The sequence below is a fragment of the Burkholderia catarinensis genome (assembly GCF_001883705.2).
GTDB lineage: Bacteria > Pseudomonadota > Gammaproteobacteria > Burkholderiales > Burkholderiaceae > Burkholderia > Burkholderia catarinensis.
The window spans coordinates 395,487-410,823 of record NZ_MDEQ02000002.1 but is presented as its reverse complement, the minus strand read 5'-3'; the positions used below and the strand labels follow the sequence as shown (position 1 = coordinate 410,823).

General features: G+C 65.6%; 12 protein-coding genes. 6 read left to right on the top strand and 6 right to left on the bottom strand.

Translation table 11 applies throughout. The annotated features are described in order from the left end of the window. Nucleotides 1–42 precede the first annotated feature (42 nt). Nucleotides 43–1,014: a helix-turn-helix domain-containing protein gene (locus BFF94_RS05020; protein ID WP_128849159.1), complete on the bottom strand. Its 972-nt coding sequence runs from the start codon at nt 1,012–1,014 to the stop codon at nt 43–45. Nucleotides 1,015–1,423: 409 nt separating this feature from the next. On the opposite strand from BFF94_RS05020, the gene BFF94_RS05015 reads away from it, so the two are divergent. Then, on the top strand, nt 1,424–2,311 hold the full coding sequence (locus BFF94_RS05015) for a SphA family protein (protein WP_128849156.1): 888 nt from the start codon (nt 1,424–1,426) through the stop codon (nt 2,309–2,311). 79 nt (nt 2,312–2,390) lie between these two features. Here the strand turns inward: BFF94_RS05015 and BFF94_RS05010 are convergent, their stop codons facing one another. Both BFF94_RS05010 and BFF94_RS05005 read right to left on the bottom strand, forming a co-directional pair. Continuing rightward, nucleotides 2,391–4,004 carry a GMC family oxidoreductase gene (locus BFF94_RS05010; RefSeq protein ID WP_128849153.1) on the bottom strand — a complete coding sequence of 538 codons (1,614 nt, stop codon included), beginning with the start codon at nt 4,002–4,004 and terminating at the stop codon, nt 2,391–2,393. A gap of 88 nt (nt 4,005–4,092) precedes the next feature. Further along, nucleotides 4,093–5,547, bottom strand: coding sequence for an aldehyde dehydrogenase family protein (locus BFF94_RS05005; RefSeq protein ID WP_219139053.1), 1,455 nt, complete (start codon nt 5,545–5,547; stop codon nt 4,093–4,095). 377 nt (nt 5,548–5,924) lie between these two features. Between BFF94_RS05005 and BFF94_RS05000 the strand changes: the two genes are divergently transcribed. From BFF94_RS05000 to BFF94_RS04980, 5 genes are all read left to right on the top strand, one after another. After that, nucleotides 5,925–7,295, top strand: coding sequence for a hypothetical protein (locus BFF94_RS05000; RefSeq protein WP_219139052.1), 1,371 nt, complete (start codon nt 5,925–5,927; stop codon nt 7,293–7,295). A gap of 82 nt (nt 7,296–7,377) precedes the next feature. Then, nucleotides 7,378–9,498, top strand: coding sequence for a LodA/GoxA family CTQ-dependent oxidase (locus tag BFF94_RS04995; RefSeq protein ID WP_128843001.1), 2,121 nt, complete (start codon nt 7,378–7,380; stop codon nt 9,496–9,498). Between the two features lie 9 nt (nt 9,499–9,507). Further along, entirely contained in the window at nt 9,508–10,692 is a 1,185-nt protein-coding gene (locus tag BFF94_RS04990; protein WP_128843000.1) for an NAD(P)/FAD-dependent oxidoreductase, read from the top strand. A gap of 240 nt (nt 10,693–10,932) precedes the next feature. Next, on the top strand, nt 10,933–11,487 hold the full coding sequence (locus tag BFF94_RS04985; protein WP_128842999.1) for an AidA/PixA family protein: 555 nt from the start codon (nt 10,933–10,935) through the stop codon (nt 11,485–11,487). A gap of 86 nt (nt 11,488–11,573) precedes the next feature. After that, nucleotides 11,574–12,149 carry an AidA/PixA family protein gene (locus BFF94_RS04980; protein WP_128842998.1) on the top strand — a complete coding sequence of 192 codons (576 nt, stop codon included), beginning with the start codon at nt 11,574–11,576 and terminating at the stop codon, nt 12,147–12,149. A 120-nt stretch (nt 12,150–12,269) separates the two neighbouring features. On the opposite strand, the gene BFF94_RS04975 is transcribed toward BFF94_RS04980, so the two are convergent. From BFF94_RS04975 to BFF94_RS04965, 3 genes are all read right to left on the bottom strand, one after another. Further along, entirely contained in the window at nt 12,270–14,507 is a 2,238-nt protein-coding gene (locus tag BFF94_RS04975) for a TOMM precursor leader peptide-binding protein (protein ID WP_219139051.1), read from the bottom strand. 91 nt (nt 14,508–14,598) lie between these two features. Then, on the bottom strand, nt 14,599–14,961 hold the full coding sequence (locus BFF94_RS04970; RefSeq protein WP_128842997.1) for a BMA_0021/BMA_0022 family TOMM bacteriocin: 363 nt from the start codon (nt 14,959–14,961) through the stop codon (nt 14,599–14,601). Between the two features lie 16 nt (nt 14,962–14,977). Beyond that, nucleotides 14,978–15,322, bottom strand: coding sequence for a BMA_0021/BMA_0022 family TOMM bacteriocin (locus BFF94_RS04965; RefSeq protein ID WP_128842996.1), 345 nt, complete (start codon nt 15,320–15,322; stop codon nt 14,978–14,980). Nucleotides 15,323–15,337: the final 15 nt, after the last annotated feature.

The following is a 15,337-nucleotide window of genomic DNA, read 5'->3' as shown; positions in this document are numbered from 1 at the left end:
GGCGCCGGTTCGGGTCGCTGCTTTCGTCCCGCTCGACGACAACTACCGCACCCCGGCTCCCCTCATGTCCCGCATCGCCGCATCGCGACACTGCGACGGCGTGACACCGAAGCGCCGGCGGAACAACCGCGCGAAATACGCGGGATCGGAGAAGCCCGACTGCAACGCGAGGCGCGTAATGCTCGCCCCGTCGGCCCCGGTCTGCGACAGCACGTCGTGGCATTTCTCGAGCCGCAGACGCTGGATCATCGCCTGCGGACTTTCACCGATCGATTCGAACGTCTGGTAGAGCGTGCGGCGGCAGACCTTCAATGCCGCCGCGATGCGATCGGGCGACAGTTCGCCATCGTCCAGGTGCCGGTGGATGTATTGCTGCGCGTCGCGCAGCAACGTCTCGCGGATCTTGCGCCGCGAAGCGGGCGCCGTCCCGTCCGCAAAATCGATTTCCTCGGCGACCAGCGTCGCCACCAGCTCCAGCACGCCGAAACGGCTGCGCGGATTCATGCGCCGGCCCTCGGCGATCATCGCCTGCAGGCTGGCCAGCGCGACGGCCGCGCCGCCCGTTGTCGGCATCGCACGGCCGATCGCGTGCCGGGCCAAGGCAAGCAGCGCGTCGTGATCGGCCACTTCGCACAGCATCGTGACGAACTCGCCGTGCGTGTCGCTTTGAATCCGGTACGGGCTGCTCGCCTCGTACAGCGTGAAATGCCCGGGCGGCACGACCACTTCGCACGCGCGCTGTTCGAGGGTCGCGACCCCGCTCAGTTGCCAGATCACCTTGACGTAGCGGTGCTTCAGCATCCCGCATGCGTCGCGCCCGATGGATACGCTGTGCGCGCTTGCCGAAATGCGCGCCACGCGGCAACGCGCATGATCGAACACGTCGACGCTCGCGTCGAATTCGCCGGATGCACCGGCGCTCAGCTCCAGCGGAAAGAATCGATGCCGGATCTGCTCCGACCAGCACGCAATGCCGCCTTCCCGCCGGGGCGGATGGGATCCCGAATCGATCATGACGTTCGCCTCCAGAAATATCCGGCTTTCAAGTACGTCCGTTGCCTGCCTGCACCTACCGCAGGCGCGGTGATCGACTCGTCCGGCTTCCCGGTCGTGTTCGGCGACGCGTGCCTGTCATGCATCGAGGGGATCGGATCGAAGCGTACGACGCGTCCGCACAAAAGAACATTCGCACAACTCCCATGCCCGGCCGGGATGCTACCTGACGCGGTAAAGATTTCACCTAGATGCACCGCACTCCTGACGGCTCCGCACGCAAACACATGCGACCGACAAAACGGCGCGGCAACCTGCCGACGGGCGGAAAACCGCTTCCGTTCGGGCTTCGCGCGACCGTCTCGCGCCATCACGCACACCGCCCGGAAACAAACGGCGGCCGCTCGTGCGCCGCAGGAGAAGACAGACGATGAAACGGCTACGCATTTCCCTGATTCTTTCCGCACTTGCCGCCGCGCACGGCGCCCATGCGACCGAAGGCGGGGGCTCCGTGTACCCGACCGGCGCGGAAGGCTACCTGTGCTGCGCACTGCCGCCGCCCGGGCTCTATACGCTGATCTATGCCGAGCGCTACCACGCCGGCGAACTGCGCGACAACGACGGCCGCAATGTCGCGCCGCCGGATTTCAGCATCACGGCCTATGCGGTCACGCCACGGATCGTATGGGTGACGCCGTATACATTCGCCGGCGCGTCGCTCGCCATGCACGCGCTGCTCCCGCTCGTCACGCTCGACGTACACGCGGGCGGGCAATCGCAACGACGGACCGGCGTCGGCGACATGACGTTCGGGCCGGCGCTCGGCTGGCACGTCACGCCGACGCTCCACGCGCTGCTCGCCGTCGATTTCTTCGCGCCGACCGGCCGGTACGATCAGCACGACCTCGCCAACATCGGCCGGAACGACTGGGCGATCCAGCCGATCGCCGGCATCTCGTACGGCGGCCGTACCGGGCCGGTGTTCGACGCAAAGCTCATGTGGACCTTCAACCAGCGCAACCACGCGACGGATTACCGGTCCGGCCAGGAATTCATCGTCGACTATTCGGCGGGCTGGGGTTTCGGCAACGGGCTGACGGTCGGTGCGGGCGGCTATGTCTACCGGCAGGTGACGGACGATTCGCAGGCCGGGCAAACCGTCGCAGGCAATCGCGGCCGTTCGTTCGCGATCGGCCCGTCGATCAAGTACGACAGCGGGAAGGGCTGGTTCGTGACCGCCAAATACCAGATGGAAACCGACGTGCGGAACCGCCCCGAGGGCGCGGCATTCTGGCTCAAGGCCGTGTTTCCGCTCTGACCGGAACGGATCGGCGTCGGCGTCGGCGTCGGCATCGGCCGGCGCGGCGGCGGCGCAGGTCGTCCCTGCGCCGCGTCTTTCATCGGCCGAGCAGCAGATCGGCACCGCGTTCGCCGATCATGATCGCCGGCGCATTGGTGTTGCCGCTCGGCACCTGCGGGCAGATCGAGCAGTCGATCACGCGCAGATTCGCGAAGCCGTGCACGCGCAGCGACTTCTGATCCACCACCGATGTTCGCGGGTCCGTGCCCATCCTGCAGGTGCCGGCCGGGTGATAGACGGTCTTGATGTCCTGCCGGACGAACGTCTCGATCGCCGACAGATCGGCCGGATCGATCCGCGCAGGCGCGACGATCTCCTTCACGTGTGCCTGCAGCGCCTTCGCGGACAGAATCCGGAGCCCGGCCCGGACGGCACGGATCTGTCCTTCGAGGTCGGCCGGGTCGCCGAGGAAGTTCGCGTCGATCCTCGGCAGATCCGCCGGGTCCTTGCTGCGCAACCCCACCTGTCCGCGCGACTTCGGTTGCAGATGGCCGACCTTGACCGACATGCCGTGCTCGCTCGCCGGCGGCTTCTCTCCCGGCGTATTGTCGAAATTGTCGAGCAGCGGCAGGAAATGGAACTGGACGTCCGGCCGCCCGGTGCCCAGCGTATCGATGAATGCGCCGCCTTCGAGGATATTGCTGGTCAGCAGCCCGCTCCGGAAGCATTTCCATTGCAGGAAATGGCGCATCGCCCTGAGCCCCGCGTTCTCGCCGTAGAGGCTGACCGGCGTGCGAATCGACGCCTGCACCGACATGTGCAGATGATCGTGGAAGTTCTTGCCGACCGGCAACGCGGCAACCGTATCGATCCCGAGCGCGGAGAGCTGTTCCGCCGGCCCGATGCCGGACAGCATCAGCACCTTGGGACTGCCGATCGCCCCGGCGCTCACGACGACCTCCTTGCGCACGCGTACCGACACCGGCGCATTGCCGCCCTCGCTGAATTCGACCGCAACCGCGCGCCCCACCTCAGTCCGGACCCGGTGCACGAGCGCGCCCGTCACCACCTTCAGCTTCGCGTCGTTGCGTACTGACGCCAGATACGTGCGGGCCGTGCTCGCGCGTTCGCCGTTGCGCGTCGTCGTCTGGTAATAGCCGATGCCCTGCTGCACTTCGCCGTTGAAATCGTTGACGTAGGGCAGCCCCATTTCCTGCCCGGCGCGGATGAACGCGGCCGTCAGCGGATGGCGATAGCGGTTCTCGCTGACGGGCAGCGGCCCTGTCTGGCCGTGATACGCGGGCCCCAGGCTCTCGTTCGCTTCCGCCTTCATGAAGTACGGCAGCACGTCGTCGTAGCGCCAGTCGGTGCAGCCCCACTGCGTCGCCCAGTCGTCGTAGTCCTCGCGCTGCCCGCGGATGTAGATCATGCCGTTGACCGAGCTGCCGCCGCCCAGCACCTTGCCCTGCGCGATGATCATCCTGCGGCCGTTCGCGTTCGGCTGCGGTTCGGTCATGTAGGGCCAGGATTTCTTCTGGAACACCATCATCACGCCGCCCGGAATCCGGTGAAACGGATTGTCGTCGCGCGTGCCGGCCTCCAGCAGCAATACCGAGCCGGCGTTCTGCTGGATCAACCGCGCGGCCACCACGCAACCGGCGGAACCCGCGCCGATGACGACGTAATCGAAGGTCAGGTCTTGAGTAGTCATGTGTCTGTCGATAGGGGTAAGCGGGCCAGCGATGCAACGCCCGTGGCCTCGTTGTTGCGGCGGTATCGCCGTGCCGGTGCGTGTGCGGTTACATCGCGATCGTGACGACCTTCTCCTCCAGGTACGCATCGAGCCCGCTCCGCGACAGGTCGCGCCCGATGCCGCTGTCCTTGAAACCGCCCCACGGCAGTCGCGCGTCGAGCGGGCTCCACGCGTTCACCGCGACCGCGCCGACCCGCAGACGGGCAGCCGTGCGGTGTGCGGCCGCGAGATCGCGCGTCCACAGCGTCGCCGACAGCGCGTAGACGGTGTCGTTCGCGAGCGCGACGGCCTCGTCTTCCGTATCGAACGGAATGATCGTACCGACCGGCCCGAACACTTCGTCGCGCGCGATCCGCATCGCCGGATCGACGTTCGCGAATATCGTCGGCCGCACGAAGAAGCCTTGCGACGGCACCGGCTCGTCGCCCGCGACCCGCGTCGCGCCGTCGCGAAGCGCCGTCGCAATATGCGTTTTCACGCGATCGGCGTGGCGCGCGCTGATCAGCGCACCCATCTGCGTCGCCGGGTCGAACGGCGTGCCGAGCTTGACCGAGCGTGCCGCATGCGCGAGCGCACCGACGACGTCGTCGTAATGACGGCGCTGCACGAGCACGCGCGTGCCGGCCGCACAGGTTTGCCCCTGGTTGACGAACAGCCCCATCGCCACGCCGGCGACCGCCTGTTCGAGGTTCGCATCGTCGAAGATGATCTGCGGCGCCTTGCCGCCGAGTTCGAGCGTCAGCCGCTTGAATTGCGCACCGGCTTCACGCGCGATCGTCCGGCCGACCTCGGTGCTGCCGGTGAAGCTGATCTTGTCGACGCCCGGATGATTGACCAGCGCGGCGCCGACCGACGCGCCGATGCCGTGCACGAGATTCACGACGCCCGGCGGAAAGCCCGCTTGCGCGGCCAGATCCGCCAGCGCGCCGACGGCGAGCGGCGCATCCTCCGATGGCTTGATCACGACCGTGCAGCCGGCCGCGAGCGCAGGCGCCAGCTTCCAGCACGCGATCATCAGCGGTGCATTCCACGGCACGATCAGCCCGGCGACGCCGACGGCCTCGCGCACCGTGTAGTTGACCGTCGGGCGTCCCATGAAGCCGCCGGTCGGAATCTGCCGGCCTTCGAGCTTGTCGGCCCAGCCGGCGAAATAGCGCAGCGTGTCGATCGACATCGGCAGATCCATCATGCGCACCTCCATGGCCGGACGCCCCTGTTCGCGCGCCAGCAGCTCGACGAAGTGCTCCGCGTCGTGCTCGAGCAGGTCGGCCAGCCGGTGCAGCAGCTTCGCGCGCGCGGCGCCAGGCAGCCGGCTCCAGTGCCCGCCGTCGAATTCCGCGCGCGCCGCGCGCACGGCCCGGTCGACGTCGGCTTCGGTGCCGGCCGCCACGCGCGCGAGCAGGTGTCCGGTGCACGGTTCGAATTTCTCGAACCACTCGCCACGCGCGGCATCGCATGGCTCGCCCGCGATCCGGTGTTTGAGGGTGTAGTCGGCTGTCATGTCGCTTTCTCCAGATTCAAAGGCCGATCCGGGGCATGAAGGATCGGCATATCCGGCCAACTGTAGGACGCGGGTTCCGGCGACGCTGGGACATCCGTGCACCGGATGCAGGATTCACATGCACGCGCCGCCGGCATCACGCGACGGCGTAATCACGTGTAATTGATTCGACAACCTCGTCCATCTAGCCTTGGATTCGAACGGGAACGGCCCGCTCGAACGACCGCGACACCGCGCAGCCCGGCAGGCGGTGCAACGCATGCGAAACAACGCATGCGCCATGAAGCGGAACGCCCGGACTCGGTGGCATTCGCGATCCGTAACAAAGCGCCTGCACGCCATTTCCACCATCGATGCAGCGAACCGGCCGATTCGCGGTGCAACGCCGCGCAGTACGACAGCACCACGCGTCGAACCGTATCCGGTGTCTTGCCTCACAGACCATTGAACGAGCGGAGAAACGAATGAAAAGCCTTGGTACTTGCGTGGCGATCGCCTTGATGAGCTGCTGCACCGGTTTCAGTCAGACCGCGGCGGCACAGTCGAAATGCACCGCCTTCGACCCGTGGTTTGCGGCTTCCGGCATCACCGAACCGGACTACCTCAATCCCCAGTTCCAGGATCCCGGGGACCTGAAGAACGAGAACTGCAACTTCCATCGATTCTCGTGGCATGCGTTCCTGTGGCTCACCGACAATTTCAATGGCGCGCCGCGCTTCACCAGCCTGTATTCCGATGCGGCAATCGACCCGGGCGTGGCGGCGCCCACCGAGCACGTGCTCGACGGCGTGCAACAGGCGGATTCGCTCGGCATCGTGGTCGACCAGAACGGCCGTGCGGTCTACACGAACATGTACATCAATTCCATTTATCGCAACTTCGCGATCTCCAATCGGCTGTACACGCGTGCGGGCATGAAGAACGCGCCGCCCAAGCTGGAATTCACGACCGGCGCGCTGTCGCTCAAGGCAGCGTGGAAAATCGTCGGTGCGAATGAAGACACGAGCCGCTTCTATACGACCACCGCGAAGATCCAGCTGCTCTCGAAGGTGGGCAATTCCGTCGGCATCCCGCCGCAACCCACGACCGCCACCGTGAAGGTCGCGCTGGTCGGATTCCATATCGCGTGGGTCGTCAAGGGGCATCCGGAGGCAATCTGGTCGACGTTCGAGCACGTCGACAATGCGCCTGACTTCAAAACCGACCAGCAACCCTCCCAACCCGTCTCCGACAAGTCGTTCACGTTCTACAAGGCAGGCACCAAGGCCTCGGATTGCAACGTCAACAATGCGTCTCGGGTGACGATCGACGAGCAGACCCAGATACTGAGCCCGATCACGCAGGTGTGCCGGCAATACCAGTACGGCGGGGCAGACGTCGACACAAACCAACCCAACATCGAGCAACTCAACAGCGACATCCTGGCCCGCCTGGCGAAGCGCCATTCCATCTGGCAGTACTACAGGGAAGTCGGCGCGGTCTGGATCAAGGATCCGCTTGAGCCGTTCCACCCCGACTGGAGCCCGAACTTCGATTCCGGCCCCGTCCGCGGCACGCAGATGCTGTCGAACTCGGTCATCGAGACCTTCACGCAGAACCAGGTCTCGAAGCATCAATGCTTCAGTTGCCACAACTCGATGGCCGTCACCGACACCAACGACCTGACGCTGACGCTGCCGGGCAAGGACATTAGCACCAGTCACATCCTGCTGCGCAAGTACATGAACAACCCGCAGATCCAGCGATAGCGCCGGCGCGGCTCCGCTTCAGTCCATCCGTGCAGGACGGCGACGTCCTGCACGACCGCCATCGAGCTTCCAGAGGCCCGTCATGTCAAACACGAAGTTACGCATCCATCCCGCTATCGGATTCGCGCGTGTCGGTAGCAGCCAGGAGTACTACATTGCGCCGGAGACCTCGGCCGGGCTGCCGATCGCTGGGCAAGCCCTCACGGGAGGGCTGCCGATCAAGCCGGGCACGGAAAATACGCCCATCACCAGCAGCGACCTGCGCGATGCCCAGGGGCGCCTCAAGCGGCAAGCCGCGCGCTTCAGGATCTATCAGTACGACGACGCGGCGTTGACCCGCTATCCGTCCGGGTCGGGCACCGAAGTCGTGATCGGCTCGTCGGTGGACGGCAAGGTCGTGAAGGACATCGTGTGGACCGTGCACCTCGCCAACAAGAAGGCCAACTGCTGGGTGCTGGAGTCAACGCCCGCGGGACTGCCCGCCTACGAGAACGACAAGCATCCGCCGATCCGCAACGCGGGTTTCGCGTCGTCGTCCGATCCTTCGAACACGACGCGACTGCAAAAGCTCGTCATCGATGCGGGGCCGCGCGCGATCAAGGCATCGGCGAGAGGAACCGTCGAGTTCGACAAGAACACGCGGGCGAGCTATGGCTCGTCCTCCGGCGACGTGGTCGACGTGCCGCGTTATCCGATCTCGTTTCCCGCGTCGAACGTGGTGAGCTTGCCGCCCACATCGGGAAGCACGCCGATCACCACGCTCGGCGCGATGACCACGGAGCCGAACGGGCGCCTGCTCGTGCTGGGCGCATTCGGCCTTGCGTGCGGGTTCGACGCCAACGGCCGCGCGACCGCCGACGCCGCCCTGGGGCAGGATGTCGACAACGACAACTGGCTCGACGACACCGGCGACGGCCCGGTGACCGCGTGGATCGTTTTCAGCGACGACTCCGTGCGCGCCGCAGACAGCAGCGCGTGGGTGGTCTCGACCGATCCGTCATACGCGCCGCAGACGAGAAACGTCGTGACGCTGTGGGACGAGATCCTGACCACCTGGATCGAGACATTCCAGCTGCGCCCCGATATCCACAACCGCCTCGCTTACCGGCAGGACTTCCGGCCGTCGTTCGACGAGCACATCCTGCCGATCCTGCGCGCGGCGTCCTTGCAGATGTGGAATACCAATTTGCCGGCCAAGGCAATGAAGAGCCACGAGAATATCGACAAGCTGACGGCCGCCAAGCCGCCTTTCAACATCATGTCGTTCATTCGGAGTCCGCATCCGAATTCGCCGTCGTCGACGGTCGGCTCGCCGCTGATGCCGCTCGCGCTGGGCGACAACCAGAGCAGCTTCCTGACCCTGACCGACTCACAGTACTTTTTCCTCCAGCAATGGGCGAACGGCATGTCCGAGCAAGCCACGCCGGCGTCGTACGGCCCCGGCGAGGCGCTCGACAGGATCGTGCTCTCGAACTGCCTCGGCGGGCGTCTCAGCCCCGGCATCGACCTGACGTTCATCGTCCGCGATCCCAATCTGTACAACCCGAGCTGGTCGGCCGATCACGCGGTCGGCCCGGTGGTCGGCCCTTTCCGCATCAACATGCGCAAGCTCGACTACACGACCGCCAGCGCAAACCAGCCGTTCCTCGGTGTCGGTTATTTCCCGCGGCGCGACGCCAAGGTGGAGCCGGGCGACCTGTGCAAGTTCATGTCGATTCCGTGGCACACCGACTACAACTCCTGTGCGACGCACCTGCCCTCGCCCAATCCGGGCGCCGAGATCAAGCCGGACGGCAGCAACGTCTATAGCGGCGTGAACACGACCTTGTACTGGTCCTGGCCCGCACAGCGGCCGGTGGCCGTCTACACCTACGACGACCTGGTCGCGAACCACGGCGAGTTGCCCGTGCAGCGTTACTCGTTACGCGGGGAAGGCACGGCCGCCATTCAGCAGGATTCGACCCGGATATTCAACTCGCCGCCCATGAATGTCGGGCGCTATCAGAATCGCCCCGATTTCCTGCTCAACTGGGACAAGATCGGCTTCGTCATCCAGGGGGTGGCGATCGACCGGTACGACAGCAGTTACCCGCCGAACTACTATCTCGAAGTGCAAAGCCTCTTCAAGCGGGACTACAGCAACCTCGTTCAACCGTGGCCCAACACCGTGACTGACCCGCTCCTGCCGCCCGATAACGGCTGAGGTCGCGAGATGCGCGCCGAATGGGTCACGCAGATGCCGACCGTCGAACGACCGGATCCGCCCGCGCCCGGCCAGGCCCGCTACCGGGTCGCGGTGATCGGCGGCGGGCCGGCGGGCAGCAGTTGCGCGCTGGCGTTGGCAAGGGCCGGCATCACCGACGTCCTGGTCGTCGAAGCCGGTTCCTATGCCGACGCACGGATCGGCGAGAGCATTCCGCCGGAGAGCCGGATACTGTTCCGGCGCCTCGGCATCGACGAAGCCTTCGTCGCGCAGGCGCACGAGCCCTGCTACGGCAGCTGCTCGTACTGGGGCAGCGACAAGCGCGGCTATAACGATTCCGTGCTGAGCCCGCACGGGCATGGCTGGCATCTCGACCGGCGCAGGTTCGACGCCTTCCTCGCGTCGCAAGCGCGCGCCGCGGGTGCGGAATTGCTGACCGGGCACGCGCTTCTGGCATCCGGGCCGGGCGACCCGTCCGGGTACACGTTGAGCCTGGGACGCGCGGCACATGTCGCGTCGCGGGTCCGGGCGGATTTCGTCGTGGACGCCAGCGGCGCACGCTCGGTATTTGCCCGGCAGCGCGGCGCGACACGGCTCGATTCGAATCCGCTGATCTGCATTGCGGCAAGGCTTGCGCGGCCGGACGCCGGCGCGCCTGCTTCGATGCTGACCCACCTCGAGGCGGTCGAGCATGGCTGGTGGTATCTCGCGTCCGTGCCCGGCAATACGGTCGTCGTCATGTTCGCCACGCATGCGCAGGCAGTCCGGACGATGCGGCTGCATCAGCCGGAGCCCTGGCATCGCATGCTGCGGGCCGCACGGCGCACCTGGCAGCTCGTGTGCGACCTGGGCCTGGATCTGCTGGATCTGCGCCTGAAATCGTATCCCGCGCCGTCCCATCATCTCGACCGGCTGTACGGCGATCACTGGCTGGCAATCGGCGATGCGGCGGCGGCCTACGATCCCATCACGGCTCAAGGCATCATCAAGTCGCTATCGCATGGCGTCGCGGCGGCGGAGGCGATCCGGAAACGGATGGGCGGCGATCCTGATGCGCTGGACGCGTTCTCGCGGATGGTGCAAGCGCAATACCGGCACTACCTGCAGATGCGGCATCACTTCTACAGCCTCGAACAGCGGTGGCCGGCAGCGGATTTCTGGCGGCAGTGCACCGAATCGTCAAACCTCGGATGACGTACGGCCGCGACACGGTTGTCCTGCATCGGCACCGTCACGCACCGCACGCTGAGTCACACGCGCACTGTAACCACGTGTAATCGATTCGTAGACCAAACCTTCGTACGCTGTCGATACTCTTCCGCGCGCCCGATTTCTCCGTGGGCACTGCTTCGCAGGATGGGAGAGGTGCAGGCGCCACGAGCGTCATCACTCAGCAGCGTGTTTCGCCAACGATAAAGTGTGAAAGGAGTTGCAATGTCTCAAATCTTGAGTAGCTACAACATCGTCGACGTCCTGACCGCGTTCGACGTGGAAAAAATCCTGGGCTATCAAAGGCCGGGCAATCAACTCAGCAAGGATCCGAGCACACCGACCCTGTTGCCGTTCAACGGCTACGACGAGGTCTACATGATCACCACGGACCGGAATGTCATTTCCGGCCAGGCCGGCAGCAATTTGAGCATGCGCGCCGAGGTCAACGACGTCGTCCGGTGGCGCACGATTTCGCTGACCGACGTGGCGGACTACAAGTGCTTCATTCACACGTTCAAGATCATCGCCACCACGACTGCGGATGACCCGCCGCTGTACCCCCCGAAGTTCGAGCATACCTACCCGAGCGAGCCCGATCCCGCGCCGGGCTGGCCGACCAACGGCGTGAAGGAACGGCCAGGCTCGGATTTCTACTGGCACGCCACCGCGCGACGCACGGGAACGGCGACCTATACGTTCGTCGTCGCCGTGTACCAGCACCGCGGCGAGCTGGTGGGCTACTTCCAGTGGGACCCGTCGATCACGATTTTCAACTGAGCGCGGACGCACTCCTCAAGCGGCTCGACAACCGCACGCGCCGCTGCCCGATTCATTTTTTACGTTCTCACCCGAAAGGAACTGCCATGTCTCATATCTTGAGTACCTTCAAAATCATCGATGTGCTGACCGCGTTCGATGTCTTTGAAATCCTGAAGAGGAACAACAACTCGCTCAGCCAGAATTCGGGCCAGCCGACGTCGCTCGGGAACAATCCCGATACCGTCTACATGATCACCACGCTGGCGAATGCGGCGTACGGCTACAGCCAGGGCACGACGCAGGGATCGAACCAGGGCGAAGGAGGCAACAATCTGCGGATCAAGGCCGAGGTCGACGACGTGATCCACTGGCGTACCGTGTCGCTCACCGACACGGCCGACTACAAGTGCTTCCTGCATAACTTCATTCCGAAGACCGCCAATCTGCTGAGCAACGTTACGTACCTCACCGCCAACACCACCGAGCCTTATCCGGCGCCCGGCTGGCCCGGCAACAACCAGGTGAAGGAAGAACCGCGTGCGGACTACTACGCGCAAGCGACCGTGCTCCGCCCTGGCAACAACGAAACGTATTCGTTCGTCGCCGCCATTTACGACCGGCACGCGCAACTGAAGGGCTACGTCAGCTGGGATGCGTACCTCACCATCACCAGCCAGTGATCCCGAACGGGCACCTCGACATGGCCGGGGCATGATCCGCACGAGGGGCCCGGTGGTACCGGGCGGGTCGAATCGGTCCGCCCGGCGCGTTCAGCCGCCATGGACGCGCCCGCGGTCATGTCACAGAAACAGCAGCGCCGGATTCAGCTCCGTTTCGTCGCACGGCTGCGCACGCCAACCCCGTTCAACCGGAACCGAATACAACCGTCGCGCGCCAAACCGCGGCCAGAAATGGCACAGCCCCGGCGCGATGACCTGCACCACGGACAAGCCGATGTCGGGCCGCGTCTTGTCGACGACGAGCACGTCCATGCCGGCCGCCGCGATGCGCCCGGTGCAATGCGCGAGCGCCGCCGGCAACGACGCGGCATCGACCGGCTGCCACGTCGAGCGCGTCGTTGCGCGCACGCCCGCCGCCGGATACAGGAATCCGGTTGCCGAAAGCTTGTCGCGGTCCCACGGATGCGGCGCATCCGCGGCGATATCGAGCAACTGGTTGACTTCGGTCAGTGCCCGCTGCACCGCGATCCGGCCGTCCGGATGACAGCCGAAGCCGATCGAGAAACGCCCGTCCTGCGGATTTTCCGCCAGCGCGGCCACGGTCGGCACCCCGAGATCGGTGGTGATGTCGAGCGCCCACACACGCCACCCGAACGTCGCGTATTCACGCACGAGCGCATCGAAATACGGATCGTCGAAACTCGCGAGATCGATGCCGGGGCGAGCAATCCGGTTGTACCACCAGATTGCGACCGCATCGCGCTCGATCAATTCGAGCATGCCCTGCAAAATCGCCTCGTCGACACTCGAACCCGCCGCGCAGCCGTTGGGGTTGTGCACGCATGCGGCCGGCGCCTGCGCACTGTCGAGCGTTTCCGCATAGCAGTAGCTCAGCGGCACGAGGCGGCGCCTGCCGCTCACGAGCGACCATGCAGGCGTCCAGTCGATGACGTCGCGCGACGTGAAGCGCGCCGGCACCTGCTTGCGGACATCGCGGGTCAACGCGTTGATCGCATCGCGTGCGTCGAATTGCCGTTCGCTGAACTGCTGAAGATCGTTCACGTGGATGGGCTCGGCATCGCAAGCCGGATCGGCGAGCAGGCTTTCCATGCTGCCGGTCAACGTCGCCTCGTCGCCCTGATACACGCTGCTGTATCGTTCGAGCGCTTCGCATAGCGCGCTCACGCGGGCTTGCTCGTCGGTGCGGCCTTTGCCGGAGCAGATCCTGTCGAACCGGTTGCTGCCCGGTACGGCGGCCGGGCACACGAGAAAGCCCGACGCATAGACCTTGCGCAGGCCCGCGTGTCGCTTCGGCATCGGGTGCAGATACGCGACCGCGCCGCTGACCGGCGATATCAGATGCGCGTGACGCTCGAACACCTGTTGCGGATCGGCGGTACGGTAGCCGCCGTCGGCGCGCGCCAACGGCACCTGCCCGGCGAGTCGCGGCGCCCGCGCCGCCTGCTCGCGCATCCACGCGGGATTGCCGCAGCACGGGCATTGCGGACGCTTGAGCACGCGGTGCCGTTCGGCGGCCAACGTGTCGATGCGCTGCGCCACGATATACGTTTGCGACCGTTCCGCTACCGTGCGGTTGACCGCGATCTGCTCGACCGTCGCCGCCACGAGCGCCGCCGCCGCTGCTGCCCCGGCGCGCGAGGTGGCCGGCGGCAGACGCGTCGCGTCGCTGCCGTGATGGCGCGCAAGCAGCGCCTCGACAGGCCGGTTGATGCGAATCCAGTAGCGCACACATTCGATGCACGGCGCGTCGGCCAGCGCGCCGCCGCCGGCCAGCAACGGCCCGATCAGCGTCTGCACGCCACCGGCCGCCACAAGGAGCAATGCCCCGCCGCGCGCCGCCACGCGGGCGGCGCACGCGGCGAGATCGTCGCGGTCGTGCGTATCGGCGATCGCGACGGTCAGTTCGGCGTCCGGCACGACATCGATGCCGGCCGTGTCGAGCGCGCGCCTGAGCGCCGCATCGTCGGCGCCGAACGCCTCGACCGCGACGCGCAGTTGAACGACGCGCGCGCAAGCCGCGTCACCGTCGAGCCCGGCGCGCTCGAAGAAGCCGCGCGCGGCATCGTCGTCGTGCGGCGAGTCGGCGCGCACGTACCCGCGACGCACCAGGTGATCGAGCCGCGCGAGCACATCCCATTCTCCAAACGTGCCGGCAAGCGATGTCACGATCTCGGCGATCGTCATCCGCGCCCGCAGGCAGGCGGCGATCCGCACGAAGATCGCGCCGGACAGCATCGCGCGCTTGAATTCGTCGACGACGAACAGGGTCTCGGGCCCCGCATCGAGCACGAGCAAATGCGGTTTGAAGCGCAACACGCGCGAAAGGTCATCAAGCATCGTCGGATTCCGTGCGGAGGATCAACAGACATCGCGCGACCCGGGCAACCGGCCCGGGTCGCGCGATGGGGCGCGGCTCGGCCGCGCCAGGTCAGCAGCAGGTGAACAGGTAGCTCGGCCCTGCGTCGCAGTAGGCCGCGAGCGCAACGGCCTCCTCGTCCAGGTTCGTCGGCTGCTCCGGTATGCCGACCGTCATCACGTTGCGCGGCAGGTTCCAGCTCCCGCCGCCATTCCCGTCGCTGGTCCAGCCATGATCGCCGTGCGTCTTCGCGATCTCGATGTCGAGGATCCACGGACACTGGTAACCGAAGTATTTCGCGAGCGTATCCAGCGGCTTGTCCAGCAGTTCGCGCTTGAACGCCGGGTCCCGCCATGAAAGCGCGATCGCACGCAGATAGACCTTCTGAAACTCCAGCATCGATTCGAGCGTCGGATTAGCGTTGTCCTGTGCCATGTCGGTTTCCCTGAGGTCATTCCATGATGGTGATGTGGTTTGCGTTGTAAGCGGCCAGCGCCTGCGCGAATTGCTTCTCGTCCGCCGGTGCGGGCGGCAAATACAGCGTGAGCTTGTTTTTCTGGCCGGCCGTCCAGTCGCCGTTGACGGTCGGCGTCCACGCCGACGATTTGATCTGCACCTTCAGGTCGAGCTTGAATGGAAAGTGATAGTCGAAATGCTCGCGCAATGCGTGGACCGGATCGGCCTCGAGCTCGTCGAGAAACTCCGGGGAATGCCACGCGAGGGCGATCGCCCGAATGACGGTTGCCCGGTATTCGAGAAACTGTTCGTACGTCGGTAATCGAAGATCCTTGCTCATCGGTATGCTCTCCTG

Excerpts from the sequence above, each read along its gene's own strand:
- BFF94_RS05020 (WP_128849159.1), bottom strand. The coding sequence starts at position 1,014 with ATGATCGATTCGGGATCCCATCCGCCCCGGCGGGAAGGCGGCATTGCG.
- BFF94_RS05015 (WP_128849156.1), top strand. The coding sequence starts at position 1,424 with ATGAAACGGCTACGCATTTCCCTGATTCTTTCCGCACTTGCCGCCGCG.
- BFF94_RS05010 (WP_128849153.1), bottom strand. The coding sequence starts at position 4,004 with ATGACTACTCAAGACCTGACCTTCGATTACGTCGTCATCGGCGCGGGT.
- BFF94_RS04990 (WP_128843000.1), top strand. The coding sequence starts at position 9,508 with ATGCGCGCCGAATGGGTCACGCAGATGCCGACCGTCGAACGACCGGAT.
- BFF94_RS04995 (WP_128843001.1), top strand. The coding sequence starts at position 7,378 with ATGTCAAACACGAAGTTACGCATCCATCCCGCTATCGGATTCGCGCGT.
- BFF94_RS05005 (WP_219139053.1), bottom strand. The coding sequence starts at position 5,547 with ATGACAGCCGACTACACCCTCAAACACCGGATCGCGGGCGAGCCATGC.
- BFF94_RS04975 (WP_219139051.1), bottom strand. The coding sequence starts at position 14,507 with ATGCTTGATGACCTTTCGCGCGTGTTGCGCTTCAAACCGCATTTGCTC.
- BFF94_RS04965 (WP_128842996.1), bottom strand. The coding sequence starts at position 15,322 with ATGAGCAAGGATCTTCGATTACCGACGTACGAACAGTTTCTCGAATAC.
- BFF94_RS04985 (WP_128842999.1), top strand. The coding sequence starts at position 10,933 with ATGTCTCAAATCTTGAGTAGCTACAACATCGTCGACGTCCTGACCGCG.
- BFF94_RS04980 (WP_128842998.1), top strand. The coding sequence starts at position 11,574 with ATGTCTCATATCTTGAGTACCTTCAAAATCATCGATGTGCTGACCGCG.
- BFF94_RS04970 (WP_128842997.1), bottom strand. The coding sequence starts at position 14,961 with ATGGCACAGGACAACGCTAATCCGACGCTCGAATCGATGCTGGAGTTT.